This is a genomic window from Symbiopectobacterium sp. Eva_TO, from assembly GCF_053848865.1.
In genome coordinates this window covers 853,184-867,955 of record NZ_JBSPEY010000004.1, presented here as the reverse complement: position 1 = coordinate 867,955, position 14,772 = coordinate 853,184, and the positions used below count along the sequence as shown (strand labels likewise).

The 14,772-nt window shown below is 51.7% G+C and carries 9 protein-coding genes, 8 pseudogenes and 1 riboswitch; of the genes and pseudogenes, 8 read left to right on the top strand and 9 right to left on the bottom strand.

Going from position 1 to position 14,772, the window contains the following annotated elements:
- Positions 1-174: 174 nt before the first annotated feature.
- The 5 genes and pseudogenes from zipA (at position 175) to yjeH (ending at position 4,963) form a co-directional block, all read left to right on the top strand.
- Entirely contained in the window at positions 175-1,131 is a 957-nt protein-coding gene (zipA, locus tag ACWWJF_RS06480) for a cell division protein ZipA (RefSeq protein ID WP_455868994.1), read from the top strand.
- A 241-nt stretch (positions 1,132-1,372) separates the two neighbouring features.
- Positions 1,373-2,080, top strand: a pseudogene (locus ACWWJF_RS06475) (IS630 family transposase); the annotation flags it as partial.
- 94 nt (positions 2,081-2,174) lie between these two features.
- Positions 2,175-3,382 (top strand): IS3 family transposase gene (locus ACWWJF_RS06470; RefSeq protein ID WP_455870966.1). Its coding sequence is split into 2 segments (ribosomal slippage): positions 2,175-2,496 and positions 2,496-3,382, totalling 1,209 coding nucleotides; the frame shifts between segments, so codons are not numbered across the junction.
- Positions 3,383-3,417: 35 nt separating this feature from the next.
- A pseudogene (locus ACWWJF_RS06465) lies at positions 3,418-3,756 on the top strand (transposase); the annotation flags it as partial.
- Entirely contained in the window at positions 3,737-4,963 is a 1,227-nt protein-coding gene (gene yjeH / locus ACWWJF_RS06460) for an L-methionine/branched-chain amino acid transporter (protein ID WP_455870965.1), read from the top strand. The pseudogene ACWWJF_RS06465 and the gene yjeH, both read left to right, overlap by 20 nt.
- A 53-nt stretch (positions 4,964-5,016) precedes the next feature.
- Here yjeH and ubiK read toward each other — a convergent pair whose 3' ends face one another.
- Together ubiK and ACWWJF_RS06450 are read right to left on the bottom strand one after the other, a co-directional pair.
- The gene (ubiK, locus tag ACWWJF_RS06455) at positions 5,017-5,298 is read right to left on the bottom strand and encodes a ubiquinone biosynthesis accessory factor UbiK (protein ID WP_264626435.1); all 282 of its coding nucleotides are present in this window, start codon (positions 5,296-5,298) and stop codon (positions 5,017-5,019) included.
- Between the two features lie 139 nt (positions 5,299-5,437).
- Positions 5,438-6,282, bottom strand: a protein-coding gene (locus tag ACWWJF_RS06450; protein ID WP_455868993.1) for an IS5 family transposase whose coding sequence is annotated in 2 segments (ribosomal slippage) — positions 5,438-5,940 and positions 5,940-6,282 — 846 coding nt in all. Because the reading frame shifts where the segments join, the coding sequence is not laid out codon by codon here.
- A 128-nt stretch (positions 6,283-6,410) separates the two neighbouring features.
- A riboswitch (FMN riboswitch) is annotated at positions 6,411-6,613 on the top strand.
- Positions 6,614-6,752: 139 nt separating this feature from the next.
- Here ACWWJF_RS06450 and ribB point away from each other — a divergent pair.
- Positions 6,753-7,406: a 3,4-dihydroxy-2-butanone-4-phosphate synthase gene (ribB, locus tag ACWWJF_RS06445; protein WP_455868992.1), complete on the top strand. Its 654-nt coding sequence runs from the start codon at positions 6,753-6,755 to the stop codon at positions 7,404-7,406.
- Between the two features lie 54 nt (positions 7,407-7,460).
- Here the strand turns inward: ribB and tehB are convergent.
- Both tehB and ACWWJF_RS06435 read right to left on the bottom strand, forming a co-directional pair.
- Positions 7,461-8,195: pseudogene (tehB, locus tag ACWWJF_RS06440) on the bottom strand (SAM-dependent methyltransferase TehB); the annotation flags it as partial.
- Between the two features lie 52 nt (positions 8,196-8,247).
- Positions 8,248-9,167: pseudogene (locus ACWWJF_RS06435) on the bottom strand (IS5 family transposase).
- Between the two features lie 58 nt (positions 9,168-9,225).
- Here ACWWJF_RS06435 and ACWWJF_RS06430 point away from each other — a divergent pair.
- Positions 9,226-9,465, top strand: coding sequence for a hypothetical protein (locus ACWWJF_RS06430; protein ID WP_455868991.1), 240 nt, complete (start codon positions 9,226-9,228; stop codon positions 9,463-9,465).
- Here the strand turns inward: ACWWJF_RS06430 and ACWWJF_RS06425 are convergent.
- The 5 genes and pseudogenes from ACWWJF_RS06425 to ACWWJF_RS06405 all read right to left on the bottom strand — a co-directional run bounded on the left by ACWWJF_RS06425 (position 9,412) and on the right by ACWWJF_RS06405 (position 12,944).
- Positions 9,412-10,416 carry an IS110 family RNA-guided transposase gene (locus tag ACWWJF_RS06425; protein WP_455870964.1) on the bottom strand — a complete coding sequence of 335 codons (1,005 nt, stop codon included), beginning with the start codon at positions 10,414-10,416 and terminating at the stop codon, positions 9,412-9,414. The two genes, ACWWJF_RS06430 and ACWWJF_RS06425, sit on opposite strands and share 54 nt — an antisense overlap.
- A 67-nt stretch (positions 10,417-10,483) precedes the next feature.
- Positions 10,484-10,609: pseudogene (locus tag ACWWJF_RS06420) on the bottom strand (transposase); the annotation flags it as partial.
- A gap of 130 nt (positions 10,610-10,739) precedes the next feature.
- Positions 10,740-10,967 (bottom strand): annotated as a pseudogene (locus tag ACWWJF_RS06415) (YitT family protein); the annotation flags it as partial.
- 10 nt (positions 10,968-10,977) lie between these two features.
- A pseudogene (locus tag ACWWJF_RS06410) lies at positions 10,978-12,142 on the bottom strand (IS3 family transposase).
- Between the two features lie 336 nt (positions 12,143-12,478).
- Positions 12,479-12,944, bottom strand: a pseudogene (locus ACWWJF_RS06405) (Lrp/AsnC family transcriptional regulator).
- Between the two features lie 359 nt (positions 12,945-13,303).
- Here ACWWJF_RS06405 and ACWWJF_RS06400 point away from each other — a divergent pair.
- Positions 13,304-14,686: an amino acid permease gene (locus ACWWJF_RS06400; RefSeq protein ID WP_455868990.1), complete on the top strand. Its 1,383-nt coding sequence runs from the start codon at positions 13,304-13,306 to the stop codon at positions 14,684-14,686.
- Positions 14,687-14,772 lie beyond the last annotated feature (86 nt).

Here is a 14,772-nt window from a genome sequence, read left to right as displayed (position 1 = left end):
GATTTTCTGCTGACCAGTGACCCTTTGGACGAAAAAAAAGCAAAAAAGTGTGCCTGGTATATCTTTATTCCTATAAAATACTGTGCAGGCTTGCACTTATGTACGCAGACAAATAGAGTTAGGGGTATGAAAAAGTTGCCGCGGTGGCAATAAATTGAATTAACTGGGATAGCAATGATGCAGGACTTGCGTCTGATATTAATCGTTGTGGGCGCGATCGCTATAATTGCGCTACTGCTTCACGGCTTGTGGACGAGCCGTAAAGAACGCTCGTCCCTTTTTCGTGACCGTCCGGTGAAGCGCCTTAAGCAAAAGCATAAGCGAGAAGAGACTGCGCCGCTTGAGGAGCTTGATGAAAGGGTCGGCGAAGTCAGAGTCACACGGACTCGTACGCAGGAAGAACCTGCATTGGGGGCGTTCAGTGAGCCTGCGCCGCCGCCTGCATCCTCATCGCCTTTCGCTTCTGCTGCCGAACACGTTCGTACTGATTACGATCCGCTGTTAGGCGCGACCACCGCGCCGCAATCTGTACCTGAGGTGCATGTCGATCGCGTTGCGCAGGATACTCGCCCCGCACATGCTGCAAACGTTGCGCCTGTACCTCCAACGCCTGCTGAACGTGCACCGCACCTTGAAGACCAGGCCGCGGAGCAAGACTTGCCTGAGCGAGATGCTGACCAGCCACAAGTGCAAAGCGCAAGCAGCGCAGCGCAGGAAACCGTGCTGGTACTGCACGTTGCCGCTCATCAGGGCAGTATCATTGGCGGTGAAGTGCTGTTGCAGAGCGTATTGCAGGCCGGCTTCCAGTTCGGTGAAATGAATATTTTCCATCGTCATGTCAATCCTGCTGGCGCAGGACCTGTGCTGTTTAGCCTGGCCAACATGGTGAAACCCGGATCTTTCAGTATCGACGACATGGCCGATTTCTCCACGCCGGGCGTCTCCATTTTCATGATGGTGCCCTCCTACGGTGACGCAAGCCAGAATTTCAAACTGATGCTGCAATCTGCACAGCGCATTGCTGACGACGTCGGCGGAGTAGTACTGGATGATGAGCGTCGTTTAATGACGCCGCAGAAAGTCGAGGCTTACAAAGGCCGTATTCGCGATGTACTGCGGGCTAATGGGTAGACGTGATTTTGTAACCGCAAAGCCTCCTACATGGAGGCTTTGTTTTTTTAGGGGATAGGGTGGACTGACGTGGCGAGTAGCAATGGGTTAAAGCAGGATCTGGGCGTGGTTCAGGGAGTGGGGCTGCTTTCCACTTCGCTAAATAACTGTTCCGAATAGTAGATCACCTGAAGGGAACTCAGTCCGAGTAGAGCGATCTGATCAATCGATAAAGATCCCAAATCATCAACCGGACTGAGCGATGTCGAGCATAGCACCGATACCCCGTAACGAACGACGCCTGATGAAGAAAACTATCCATAAAACGCGTGACAAGAATCACGCCCGCAGGCTGACCGCCATCCTGGTGTTGCACCGGGGCGAGCGCGTGAGCGATGTCGCCAGAATGCTTTGCTGCGCCCGTTCGTCAATCGGCAGATGGATTAACTGGCTCACCCTGTACGGCATTGAAGGCCTCAAATCTCTGCGGCCCGGTCGTGGCCGTCGCTGGCCGTTTGAACAGATCTGCGCACTGTTAATCCAGCTCGTAAAGCGTTCCCCTCATGATTTTGGCTATCAGCGTTCGCGCTGGAGCACGGAACTGCTAGCGATAAAAATCAATGAGATAACCGGTTGCCAGTTGCATGCTTCCACGGTGCGCCGTTGGCGGCCTTCTGCCGGTCTGGTGTGGCGACACGCAGCTCCTACGCTGCGTATCCGCGACCCGCATAAGGAAGAAAAAATGGAGGCCATCGCGATGGCGCTGGAACAATGCAGCGCGGAACATCCCGTCTTTTACGAAGACGAAGTGGATATTCATCTGAATCCCAAAATTGGCGCGGACTGGCAGGTTCGCGGGAAGCAGAAACGCATCGTGACGCCGGGCCAGAACGAGAAATATTATCTGTCGGGTGCATTACACAGCGGGACGGGAAAAGTCAGCTATGTTGGAGGAAACAGTAAAAGTTCGTGTTGATGTAGCCCCCTGTAACACCAGACAGTAGCTGTATCTCCAGATAAGAGATAGGCTTAGATATATGTCTAACAATCATGCTAATTTTGAAATGACCGGGATCCTGTTAGGGCAAGAAGTCCGTAAGCGTAAAACTCCGCAAGAGAAAATCGCCATCATTCAGCAGACAATGGAGCCGGGGATGAACGTCTCCCATGTAGCCCGCCTGCATGGCATCCAGCCCAGCCTTTTGTTTAAGTGGAAGAAGCAATACCAGGAAGGAAGCCTCACCGCCGTTGCGGCCGGAGAAGAAGTGGTTCCAGCTTCGGCGCTGGCGACTGCCCTCAAGCAGGTCCGGGAGCTACAGCGCCTTCTGGGTAAGAAGACGATGGAAGTTGAGATCCTCAAAGAAGCAGTGGAGTACCGCCAGTCGCGAAAATGGATAGCGCACGCGCCCTTGTTGCCAAAGGACGGGGAATAGCTCTGGTCAGCCGCGCCATGAGCGTGTCGCGTGCGCAGCTGTCACTGCGGGTTAACCGTTCTGCCGACTGGCTGGACAGGCGCAGCAACCGGCGTAATGACGAAGCTGATGCTGAGATATTATCGGACATCCTCCGTATCATCAGCGACATGCCCAGTTACGGTTACCGCCGAGTGTGGGGTATCCTGCGTAAGCAACGTCGTGCAGAGGGACTTCCACCGGTGAACGCCAAACGGCTTTACAGGATAATGAGCGAGCATAACCTGCTGTTGTTGCATGATAAAACTGAACGTCCGAAGCGGGAGCATAAAGGCAAAATCGCGGTAGCAGAGAGCGATATGCGCTGGTGCTCAGATGGCTTCGAGTTCGGTTGTGACAACGGCGAGAAGCTGCGGGTGACGTTCGCACTGGACTGCTGCGACCGGGAGGCCATAGACTGGGCAGCGAGCACCAGGGGTTATGACAGTTCAACCGTGCAGGATGTGATGCTGAGGTCGGTGGAAAAACGCTTCGGTAGCGCGCTGCCGGATAAACCAGTGCAATGGCTGACGGATAATGGTTCAGCGTACACAGCGCATGAAACGCGGAAGTTCGCCAGAGAACTGAATCTGGAGCCCTGCGCAACAGCAGTGAGCAGTCCACAGAGTAACGGCATGGCAGAACGGTTCGTGAAGACGATGAAGGAAGATTACATCGCCTTCATGCCAAAACCCGATGTGCGAACAGCGCTGAAGAACCTTGCAGCGGCGTTCAATCATTACAATGAAAACCATCCGCACAGTGCGCTGGGATACAACTCCCCAAGAGAATATCGGCGCCAGCGGGCATCGTTAACTTAAGAGACAAAAGCTGTCCGGAGATGGTGGGTCAAGATCACAGTAAAAGTTCGTGTTTGTTTATCAGTATGTTAGAGCATCTGAGAGCAACGTACAGACGGGCAAAAACGCTCACGCTGATAGTTGATAACTACATTATTCACAAAAGCCGGGAGACGCAGCGCTGGCTGGAAGAAAACCCGAAATTCAGGGTTATTTATCAGCCGGTGTACTCACCATGGGTAAATCATGTAGAGCGGTTATGGCAGGCGTTGCATGAAACCATTACCCGCAATCATCAATGCTGTTCAATGTGGCAGTGACTGAACAAGGTTCGCCGCTTCATGGAAACCGTCAGCCCGTTTCCCAGTGGAAAACATGGACAGGCAAAAGTGTAGCGGTATTAGGAACAGCTATTTAGTGGGAACTGGCGTGTTTGCTGTGCCAGCTATTGTGGCGCAACTGTCGGGTAATGACAGCCTGTGGGCTTGGCCGCTGCTGATTGTGTTGGTGTTTCCGATTGCCATTGGCTTTGCCGCGTTAGGACAGCATTTTCCCAATGCCGGTGGAGCAGCCCACTTTGTCAATCTGGCGTTTGGCCCGCGCCTGGCACGCGTGACCCGCTGGCTGTTTCTTTCCGTGATCCCCTTGGGGTTGCCTGCTGCGTTGCAAATTGCCGCTGAGTTTTGGGCGCCGTTTATCGGCCATAGCAGGGTAGGCATATTGGTCGTGCAAATGTTGACGCTGATCGCCATTTGGCTGCTCGGGTCACGCAGTGCGGGCTCAAGTGCTTCCATTCAAACGGGCATTGCCGTACTGGTGGTGATGCTGGTCGCTGCCATTTGGTGGGGGGGAGAGATCGATCCCACGCATATCGCTTGGCCTGCGCTGAGTCCCCTCTCTTGGCCGAACACCTTTGATTCACTTGCCGTGATGTTTTGGTGTTTTGTTGGACTGGAAGCGTTTGCTCACCTCTCTACCGAGTTTCGTAACCCAGAGCGTGATTTTCCTCGGGCTTTGATGATCGGCATGCTGATTGCTGGCATCGTTTATTGGGGCTGTACCGTCGCGATTTTGCAGTTGAACGTCTATGGTAGTGATATCGCTCCGACCTCACTGCTGTTGAGTATTGTCGCAGATTTGTTCGGTAGCGAATGGATCTATTGGGGAGCCTGCCTGATTGGCTATCTGGCGTGCTTTGCCAGTGTGAACATTTATACGCAGGGCTTTGCGCGGCTGGTGTGGTCACAGGCAGCACCAGGGAGTCGCTTGGGACGGCTTTCACGTGCCCAAGTTCCCCTTAGCGCACTGTCGGCGGTGGTGCTTTGTAGCATGGTTTGTTGCCTGCTGATTTACTGGCTGTCACTGCCATTATCGACGTTGATCGTTTACGCCAACGGTATTTTTGTTCTGGTTTATCTGCTGTGCATGCTGGCAGGGTGTCGGCTGTTGAAAGGTCGGGCCCGCCTGATGGCGGTTATCGGCCGTGTGTTGTGCTGCGCACTGTTGGTTATGGTAGGGGCTAAATCGCTCTATGCACTGATTATGCTGGCAGTGCTGTGGTGGGGATTACCGCATAAATCACAGCAACTGGCAGCAGAATAATCGCTGCTGCACCGGCCCTCGGGTGGCCGGTGCCCGCGATCAGGTCGTACCGCCTACGAGGGCTGCTGTTCAGAGGTAGCGGTTTTTTCTGCGTCCAGCTTGGCTTCCAACTCGCTCAAACGCTGTTCCAACCGCGCCAGTTTTTCACGAGTGCGCAGCAGAACCTGCGTTTGCACATCGAACTCTTCGCGGTTTACCAGATCCAGCTTGGTAAACTGTGCTTGCAGTACCTGGCGAATTTTTTTCTCGGCGTCTTCGCCCAGCTCACGTATGCCTTTCGGCATGGATTCATGCACCTGACGTGCAATTTGCTCAATCTTTTTCGGGTCAATCATGCCGTTTTCCTGCTCGGTTTCTGGTATCTGTACTGTCAGTGTAATGCGTGAATGAAAAGGGATAAACCAAAACTCGCCTTGTAATGCTTTGTGTCGGATTTCTATAGAAAATTTTTACCAATAGGCTAGGCTGTGTCCCTTAATTACATAACCTCTGGTAAAACAGGCGGATGCAGCCCAGTTTCAACATTGCCAGATAATTCCTCGCCGTTTTGTCGTAACGTGTCGCAATGCGACGGTATTCTTTCAGACGGCCAAAGCACCGCTCAACAACGTTCCGATTGCGGTAGGCGTCACGATCGAGCTTTGAACGACCATCCACCGCCATTTTTTCAGTGGATTTTCGGGGGATGACAGTTTTTATACCTCTGTTTTTCCGCTCGTTACGTAATACATGCCCGGAGTACGCCTTGTCAGCGAGTACTGCATGACCACGGCGTTTCATACTGCCGTTCTGGCGTTGAACACCAATACCGTCCAAAAGACGTAGTGCAAACTGACTTTCATGAGCCTGACCGGGGCTCAACACGATGTTTAACGGAAGACCACTTCCGTCTGTAGCCAGATGGATTTTGGTGCCAAAACCACCTCGAGAGCGACCCAGCCCATTATCTCCGGTGATATCGGGATGTTTTTTTGAACACCGGCAGCACATTTCAGCGCCCTGATATTGCTACCATCCAGCGCAGTCGCTGACCAGTCCACGAGGCCATGGGCATCAAGTGATGAAAGTAACTTATTGAAAATAATGTTAATGACCCCCGATTTTGACCATCGGTTAAAGCGGTTATAAACGGTTTTCCATGGGCCGTATCGCTCAGGTAAATCACGCCATGGGGCACCAGAGCACAGCCCCCAGAACATGCCATTGATAATCATGCGATGCTCAGCCCATGGGCGTCCGGCCTGTGGTGTTGCTGGTTCAGCAGGGAGTAAGGGCTGGATGATAGCCCATGCTTCATCGGGAAGGTCGTAGCGAGCCATAGTTCAAAATGATGTAGAAACAAACAGTTAGTATAACTCATGGGATTAAGGGACACAGCCTAGCAGATGTCACATTTTATCCATTGCGCTAATTGCCCCGCTCAGGCAATAGCGTTATAGTTACCACGCTTACTTCTCAGGGCGGGGTGTAATTCCCCACCGGCGGTAAACCAGACAGCGCAGGGTGCTAAAACATCGTGCTTTCGTCTGGAAGCCCGCGAGCGCTCGCCGTAACGTTATCAATAATTTATTATCGATTTACGTGGTGAGGTCAGCAGATCCGGTGAAATTCCGGGGCCGACGGTTATAGTCCGGATGGGAGAGAGTAACGGTATCCTTTTGGGCATATGCCCACTCGCGTTATTTTGTTAGTCATTGCCCGGTGCGCATTGAACCGCATCTGTTGTAATGGTTACTCCTCAAGCTCGCCCTGGTTCTGGTAATCCATAATAAACATGAGGTTTTTTACCATGAATCAGACATTACTTTCTGAATTTGGCACGCCATCTGAACGCGTTGAACGAGCGCTTGAAGCGCTGCGTCAAGGCGTTGGTGTTATGGTGTTGGACGACGAAGACCGTGAAAACGAAGGCGACATGGTTTTTGCCGCCGAGAACATGACCGTTGAGCAAATGGCGATGACCATTCGCTACGGTAGCGGCATCGTCTGCCTGTGCCTGACTGAAGAGCGCCGCCGTCAATTGGAACTGCCCATGATGGTGGAGCACAATACCAGCCATTATCAAACCGGCTTTACCGTCACCATCGAAGCTGCTGAAGGTGTGACAACCGGCGTGTCTGCGGCTGACCGTATGACAACCGTTCGCGCCGCCATTGCTGATGACGCTCGTGCAAGCGATTTGAATCGCCCTGGGCACGTCTTCCCGTTGCGCGGTCAACCGGGCGGCGTACTGACTCGCTGTGGTCATACCGAAGCATCTATCGATCTGGCAACGCTGGCAGGGTTCAAACCGGCCGCTGTGCTGTGTGAGCTGACCAATGATGACGGTTCCATGGCGCGTACGCCGGAAGTGATCGCCTTTGCTAAACAGCACGGCATGCCGGTACTGACCATCGAAGATTTGGTCGCCTACCGTCAGGCAGCAGAACGTAAAGCGAGCTGATCGTTCTCTTCTCGGGCCGGTGATACCAGCCCTTAAAAACGCAGCCAGTGCATGTTACGCGTTCGGCTGCGTTTTTCTTGCCAGTAAGGTGGCAAAGCGCAGTTTGATGCGGTTGCCATTCTCGTCGGTTTTATGCAATTCACCCACCTCTTCGTTGTATTTCAGGATCTCCCATCCTGCGTAATACTCGCGCAATTCATCGTTCTGGAAGGTGAAGGAGAAAGGCAGTGGGCAGGAGAAATCCTCGGTGGACATGGCCGCCACGATCAGGTTATAGCCACCCTCTACGGTGCACTCCTGCATGTTACGCACGATGAAAGGAATGCGCTCGCGTTCCAGAAACATCAACACCACGGTGGATATGATAAGGTCAAACTGTTCGTCTAACGCGGCTTTGTTGATGCCGTACAGGCTGGCGCGAATGCCGGAGAGGTTTTCGCTGCTGATGATATCTTTCAGTGACGAGATGCTGTTGAGGTTTTTGTCATACGCAGTAACGTCAAATCCGCGCAGGTTCATGTAAAGGGCATTTCTGCCGCCACCGCAGCCAAGATCGAGCGCTTTGCCAGCCGGTATTTGCGCCAGTGCGGCCACTACTTCGGAATGGGTTGCCGTCAGGCCGTATTTTTTAGCGTAATAATCCTCGGCGGTGCAGTAAAACGCTAACTGGCACGCCAAATCCGCTGAGGCACTGACGATCCGGTGCCAGGCTTGCGGTTCAACAAACGGTGGCTGATTCTGTTCTGTAAACTGATAAGTCTCAATCACCGAGCCATCTTCATGCAGCATGGGCTTTGTTGAATAAATCAGAACTTGTAACGACTGTGCCCCAGGTCGATTGTTACGTGATGCGAATACTGTTCGGCATTCCTAATAGCGTGATCCGGTTAAGCGCTTTGACCATCGCCATGGCTTCACCCACCTGAGCATCGTAGTCACGCAGACTTAGATGACCACCCAGAAGCGTTTTGAACCGGAACATGGCCGTTTCAGCCACTGAGCGTCGGTGATAGCCTACTTTCTTTTTCCAGGTATCGTTGCTGCCGCTCAGGCGCTGATTTGCAACAGCGTGGTTACGCTCGTGGTAGTGGTTCGGCCAATATTGCGCCCCCCTTCGCGGCGGGATAAGCGGCCTTATTTTCTTCCTCAGCAGAGCATCATGGCAGTAACCTGTATCGTAAGCGCCGTCAGCCGATGCCTCTCTGATTTTCCGGTGGGTCTGGTTTATCAGTGCCGGTAGAGCCTGGGCATCAATCGTACCACTGAGCGACAAATCCGCACAGATAATCTCATGCGTCGCACTGTCTACTGCCAGATGCAGATTACGCCACACCCTGCGTCTGTCGGCACCATGCTGACGGACTTTCCATTCGCCTTCGCCAAAGACCTTCAGGCCGGTTCCATCAATGACCAGATGGCTTTGTTGAATAAACAGATTTTATGCTACCAGCCCAGTAAAAGGATTGTTTCCAGCAACGTAAAATCATGCAGTTAAGCATCATGAGAAAACGGAATGCCTGAGGTGATAAGCATTTTCTACCAAAATGGGCATAGTAAAACAGCACGATTCCCTATTATTCAACAAAGCCTGACCAGATGTGAGATTTCACCACGGGTTGGCGTTTTTATGCTGATGTTCACTGTCTTTGCTCGCTTGCTGAGCAGCGAATAGTCTGGACAATGCAGCGACAATTTAATCAGTTTAAAAATCGAGTCAACAAAACCCTGTAAAGCCCTCAATGAATCTATGGTCACCCCCATTTTTGCAACACTGATCTTTGATTAATGGTGGGCTTGCTTAAATCTATCCGGCGTCTTTATGGCCAAGGATACCCGCGCCACGATGAGTTTCGCACCTGATATTCCTAAAAAGGCCATCGGCTTCATTGAGCCATTTTCATTTTTTGGTTTTATATTAGGCCGTCAGGCCGTTCATGTCATCAATAATCAGTCTTCGCAAAACCAAATGGGTAACTTCGTTAAATTGCTGACTGTTAGACCAGCATTACTGTTCAAACACGGTATTTCGTGTCGTTATTGCCCAAGCTATTCGAGCTAATTTATTTGCTAATGCACAGCACACAACGCAAGAATGTTTCCTGCCCAATTGAGACCTTACCCAATCAGCTAATCTCCCTGATTGATGGTCAATTCTTAGGATAAATACCCGCGCACATTGAACAAGCAATCGGCGAAGGTTTTTATCTCCACGCTTGCTAATACCCAGCAGAGTATTCTTCCCTCCAGTACTGTATTGGCGGGGTACAAGACCGGTGGAAGCGGCAAAATTACGACTGTTTTCATATTGCTTGCCATCGCCTAACTGTGATGACAAAACGCTGGCTGTTATCGGTCCAACACCAGGGATGGTCATTAAATGCTGGCCAGTTTCATCTAGAGAGAGTGCCTGCCCAAGTTCTCTTTCGAGCTCTGCTATCTGCCCAACCAAATATTGGTAATGATCGTGTAATCGAAGCAGCAACTGTGCCAGATAAGGTGGCAAGTCATTATCAGCCAGAACAGCTGAAAGCCTTTTGATTACCGCAATACCTTTCGGCATGCTGATACCAAACTCCAGTAAAAAAGCATGCATTTGGTTAGTGGTTTTAACGTTGTCTCTGACCAACGACTCCCTGACCCGATGCAAGGCTCGCATAGCCTGCTGAGCCTCAGTTCTTGGCTGCACAAACCGCATGGAAGGGCGTGATCCGGCTTCGCATATTGCTTCGGCATCAACGAAATCGTTCTTGTTGCTCTTGACAAAAGGGCGAACAAACTGCGGAGAGATCAACTTTACTTCATGCCCCAGCTCACTGATCCGACGAGCCATAAAATGGGCACCGGCGCAGGCTTCCATTACAACGGTAGTAGGTGTACACGTAGCCAGAAACTCGATGAGTTTGGTGCGGGTAAACTTTTTCCGCAGTAATGCCTTGCCTGATTTATCCTGACAATGAATGTGAAAAGAATGTTTGCCGAGATCGATACCAATAAGCGTGACGTTTTGCATGATGGCCTTCTCCATAAAGAAACACCCTGTCAGCGTACCGCTCACAGGGTGGGGGTGACCATCTCATTAGGCCAAACACGCGTTTCATCATCAGGACTGTGGTGATGGCCATATCTGAGTAGTGGAGCGGTCGTCCACGCCGTTCAGTAGTCGTTTTTTCCGTCCATGCAGCAATGGCTGATTCATCTAAATAACTGTTCCGAATAGTAGATCACCTGAAGGGAACTCAGTCCGAGTTGAGCGATCTGATCAATCGATAAAGATCCCAAATCATCAACCGGACTGAGTTCCCTTCAGGTGATCTACTATTCGGAACAGTTATTTAGCCCAATGATGATGTTGCCAAACAGCGTGGCATAGAAAGGCTGAAGTCTATCGAAGTGAATAAACAGCGGATGCACGTCTGACAGTAGGGAAACCAACCCGACGGCACAGAAGGTCTTGATGGTGAAATGCCAGCCCATGCGGCGAACGGCCAGATAATAAAACGGCAGATTGATCAGAAAGAAAATGGTGCCAAATGAAATATGCGTGATGTAGTGCAGTAGGAATGTGTAGTGGTCAACTAATATTGGCCACCGCATTAGACTGTATGTAGAACAGTCGCTCAGATTCGTTTGGAGTTAAGCCGCCGTTATACCAGTGAGGCCGGATAGCGCTGTAATACCCCGTGATGTAGCGGATAATCGCGTCCTGGGCTTCGCTGAAGCTGTTGTAACCCTTTGTCGGCACCCATTCTGTCTTCAGGCTGCGGAAGAACCGCTCCATTGGCGCATTATCCCAGCAGTTACCCCGCCGACTCATACTCTGCTTTATCCGGCAGCGCCACAGGGCTTGCCGGTATTGACGGCTGGTATAGTGGCTGCCCTGGTCGCTGTGGAACATGACTCCTGTTGGTTGTCCCCGGAGTTCCCAGGCCATCTGCAACGCTTTAACTGTCAGCGCCGAGTCCGGCGACGTCGACATGGCCCAGCCCACCGGTTTGCGGGCGAACAGATCTAGCACCACCGCAAGGTAAGCCCAGCATTTGCCCGTCCAGATGTAGGTCACATCGCCGCACCAGACCTGATCCGGCGCGGTAACCGCGAACTGGCGGTTGAGATAGTTCGGTATTTCAACGTGTTCATTGCCGCCGCGTTTGTATTTGTGAGCCGGTCGCTGGCAGCTGGCGATACCCAGCTCCTTCATCAGCTTGCCAGCCAGCGCCCCATTTTGACACCGGAGCTGCCGGTGACGATGGTCGCGATACTTCGAGCGCCGGCAGAGCCGCCGCTGGCGTTCCAGGCTTCCATGACGCGGCTACACTTAACCACGCGCTCACCGTCGGGTTCATTAGCGGAAGCCTGCCAGTGCCTGTAGCTGCTGCGATGTACCTCAAAAGTTTGGCACAACGCCGTGACCGGGTATCGCGCCCTCAGCCTGTCGACTACCGTGAACCGTTGAGTGAGTCCGACATTAAGAGCGCCGTAGCCTTTTTTAGGATTTCGTTCTCCATTTCAAGGCATTGGACTTTTTTCTTCATCTCACGCAGCTCGAGCTGTTCAGGGGTAAGAGGAAGTCCCGTTGGCGTTTTTCCCTGTCGTTCAAGGCGAAGCTTATTGACCCAGCGACTAATGGCAGAATGGCTGACATTAACCGCCTCTGCGGCCTTAACGTATGTGTAGCCGTGGTCGACAACCAGCTTTGCGGCTTCGAGCTTAAATTCCGCCGTAAAATGTTTACCCATGAGGTCACCTGTCGTGTTGATGAGGTGAGCATATCACCTCCGATCAGGTGGCCAGTATCAGTGTGCCACTACAGTGTGCTCAATGGCAGAAAAAAATCAAAATGTGACGCAAGCAAAGCAAAAAGTGCACCAGAAATGGCGCTGAAAGTGGAGAGGTTGGCGCATTAACACGAATAATAAGCATAAGTTATTGAAATACAGTAATTACTATCCGCATGAACGGTGCATCAAACTTAATTTTTTGCGTGATTCACGCATTATTTAATGGTTTTGTGCGTGATGTGACGGTGAGTGTGCACTAAAAAGAAGCATCTTGCACTAATAGGGTGCAAGCCTTCAGTTAGGTAGCATAAGTCCATTTTCTTTCAGCCGATTCAGCACAACTGAGGTCTTCAGGTGGGAAACGCTTTTATTCTGCGACAAGATGCGACTGATTAAATCGCTCAGTCCTTGCAGATCGGCTACCGCAACTTTCAGTAAATAGTCGGCATCGCCGGTGGTTTTGTAGGCATCAATGATCGCATCTACCTCTCCTAACATCTGGTGAAAGCGCTCTACGTAGTCGGCGGTATGGTTGATCAGGCGCACTTTCGATCAAACCGAGACATTCCAGAGCAATGGCATTGGGTGCCAGGCGGGCGTGGTAGCCCAGGATCTGCCCAGTCTGCTCAAGCGCAATGCGACGGCGCGAACACTGCGATGCGGATAACCCGATCAGTTCGCTTAACTCCTGATTGGTCAAGCGGCCGTTGGTTTGCAGTAAGGTCAGCATTTTCAAATCATAATCGTCTATCTGGTACATGGCGCTTTATCCGCATGATGTATCGGGAGATAAAACAGACTAACAGCTTTTTATCACCGCGTGCCGCTTCTTTTTATATCCCGGTCCTACAGGGAGTTGCACAATAAAAGGGCGTGCACCGCGCTGGCGCAACATCGTGCGTATGGTGATGCAATTAAGGGCGTTGTGTGCATAAAGGTGCCTGTTTATGCATCAATCTGTTTTTGCCTCCATGCAATATCATGTTAAGTGATAATAAAAATAATGATTATATTCATGATATTAGTTTCAGTTATGACCGGAATTCGCCGTGGCCTTGCTGAGGCTGGCCTGATTGTTGCTATGAGATTGCCAACACAACATCTTGTTCGGGGAATGTCATGGATACTTCGCAGACAACGGATCAGCTTAAAAGAGGGTTAAAAAACCGCCATATCCAGTTGATTGCACTAGGGGGCGCGGTTGGCACCGGGCTGTTTTTAGGGATTGCGCAAACCATCAAAATGGCCGGGCCATCGGTATTGCTGGGCTATGCGATTGCCGGGATTATTGCTTTTTTCATCATGCGTCAGTTAGGGGAAATGGTGGTGGAGGAGCCCGTAGCCGGTTCATTTAGCCATTTCGCCAATAAATATTGGGGCAGCTTTGCCGGTTTTATGTCTGGTTGGAACTACTGGGTGCTCTATGTATTGGTCAGCATGGCAGAGCTTTCTGCGGTCGGGATTTACATTCAATACTGGTTTCCCGATGTGCCGACTTGGGTTTCGGCGGCCTTTTTCTTCCTGCTGATTAACGCCATCAACCTCACTAACGTGAAGGTTTACGGCGAAATGGAATTCTGGTTTGCCATCATTAAAGTGGCGGCGATTATCGGCATGATTGTGTTTGGCTGCTATCTACTGATAAGCGGAAGTGGCGGGCCGGAGGCCAGCGTGGCTAACCTGTGGCAACACGGTGGTTTTTTCCCCAATGGTTTTGGTGGCATGGTGATGGCGATGGCGGTCATCATGTTCTCCTTTGGCGGTCTTGAATTGGTCGGAATCACTGCCGCTGAGGCCGATCGGCCAGAAAAAAGTATTCCGCGCGCCACCAATCAGGTTATTTATCGCATTCTGCTGTTTTATGTGGGCGCGTTGGCGGTGCTGCTGTCGCTGTACCCCTGGCAGAAAGTGGTGGAAGGCGGCAGCCCGTTTGTGCTGATTTTCCACGCGCTGGATAGCAACGTGGTGGCAACCGTGCTGAATCTGGTGGTGCTGTCCGCGGCACTCTCGGTGTACAACAGCTGCGTCTATTGCAACAGCCGTATGCTGTTTGGCCTGGCTAAACAGGGCAACGCACCTCGCGCACTGTTGAGCATCAACAAACGCGGTATTCCGCTGAACGCGTTGGGCGTATCAGCGCTGGCAACCGGGCTGTGCGTGGTGTTGAACTACCTGATGCCGGGCAAAGCGTTTGAGCTGCTTATGGCGCTGGTGGTGTCCGCGTTAGTGATCAACTGGGCGATGATTTGCATTACACACCTCAAGTTCCGCCATGCGATGCAAGTGGCCGCAAAGGAAACGCGTTTCAAAAGTTGGGGCTATCCGGTGACCAACGTGATTTGCCTGCTGTTTCTGGCGGGTATTCTGGTGATCATGGCGATTACGCCCGGCATCCAGATCTCGGTATGGCTGATTCCTGTGTGGCTGGTGGCAATGGCTGTGGCTTATCGGGTGAAGAACCGTAACCGCGCGCCGGCAGATATCGTGGTCATTGACGTGTAATTGATGAAAAAGGTACGCTGATAAACCTGCTCAAAACAGTCATTCCTACCCACCTCCGTCATTTCGCCGTGGATGACGAGAGGGGA

Coding starts and splice junctions, on each gene's coding strand:
- zipA (WP_455868994.1), top strand. CDS start 175: ATGATGCAGGACTTGCGTCTGATATTAATCGTTGTGGGCGCGATCGCT.
- yjeH (WP_455870965.1), top strand. CDS start 3,737: ATGGACAGGCAAAAGTGTAGCGGTATTAGGAACAGCTATTTAGTGGGA.
- ubiK (WP_264626435.1), bottom strand. CDS start 5,298: ATGATTGACCCGAAAAAGATTGAGCAAATTGCACGTCAGGTGCATGAA.
- ribB (WP_455868992.1), top strand. CDS start 6,753: ATGAATCAGACATTACTTTCTGAATTTGGCACGCCATCTGAACGCGTT.
- ACWWJF_RS06430 (WP_455868991.1), top strand. CDS start 9,226: ATGGCCAAGGATACCCGCGCCACGATGAGTTTCGCACCTGATATTCCT.
- ACWWJF_RS06425 (WP_455870964.1), bottom strand. CDS start 10,416: ATGCAAAACGTCACGCTTATTGGTATCGATCTCGGCAAACATTCTTTT.
- ACWWJF_RS06400 (WP_455868990.1), top strand. CDS start 13,304: ATGGATACTTCGCAGACAACGGATCAGCTTAAAAGAGGGTTAAAAAAC.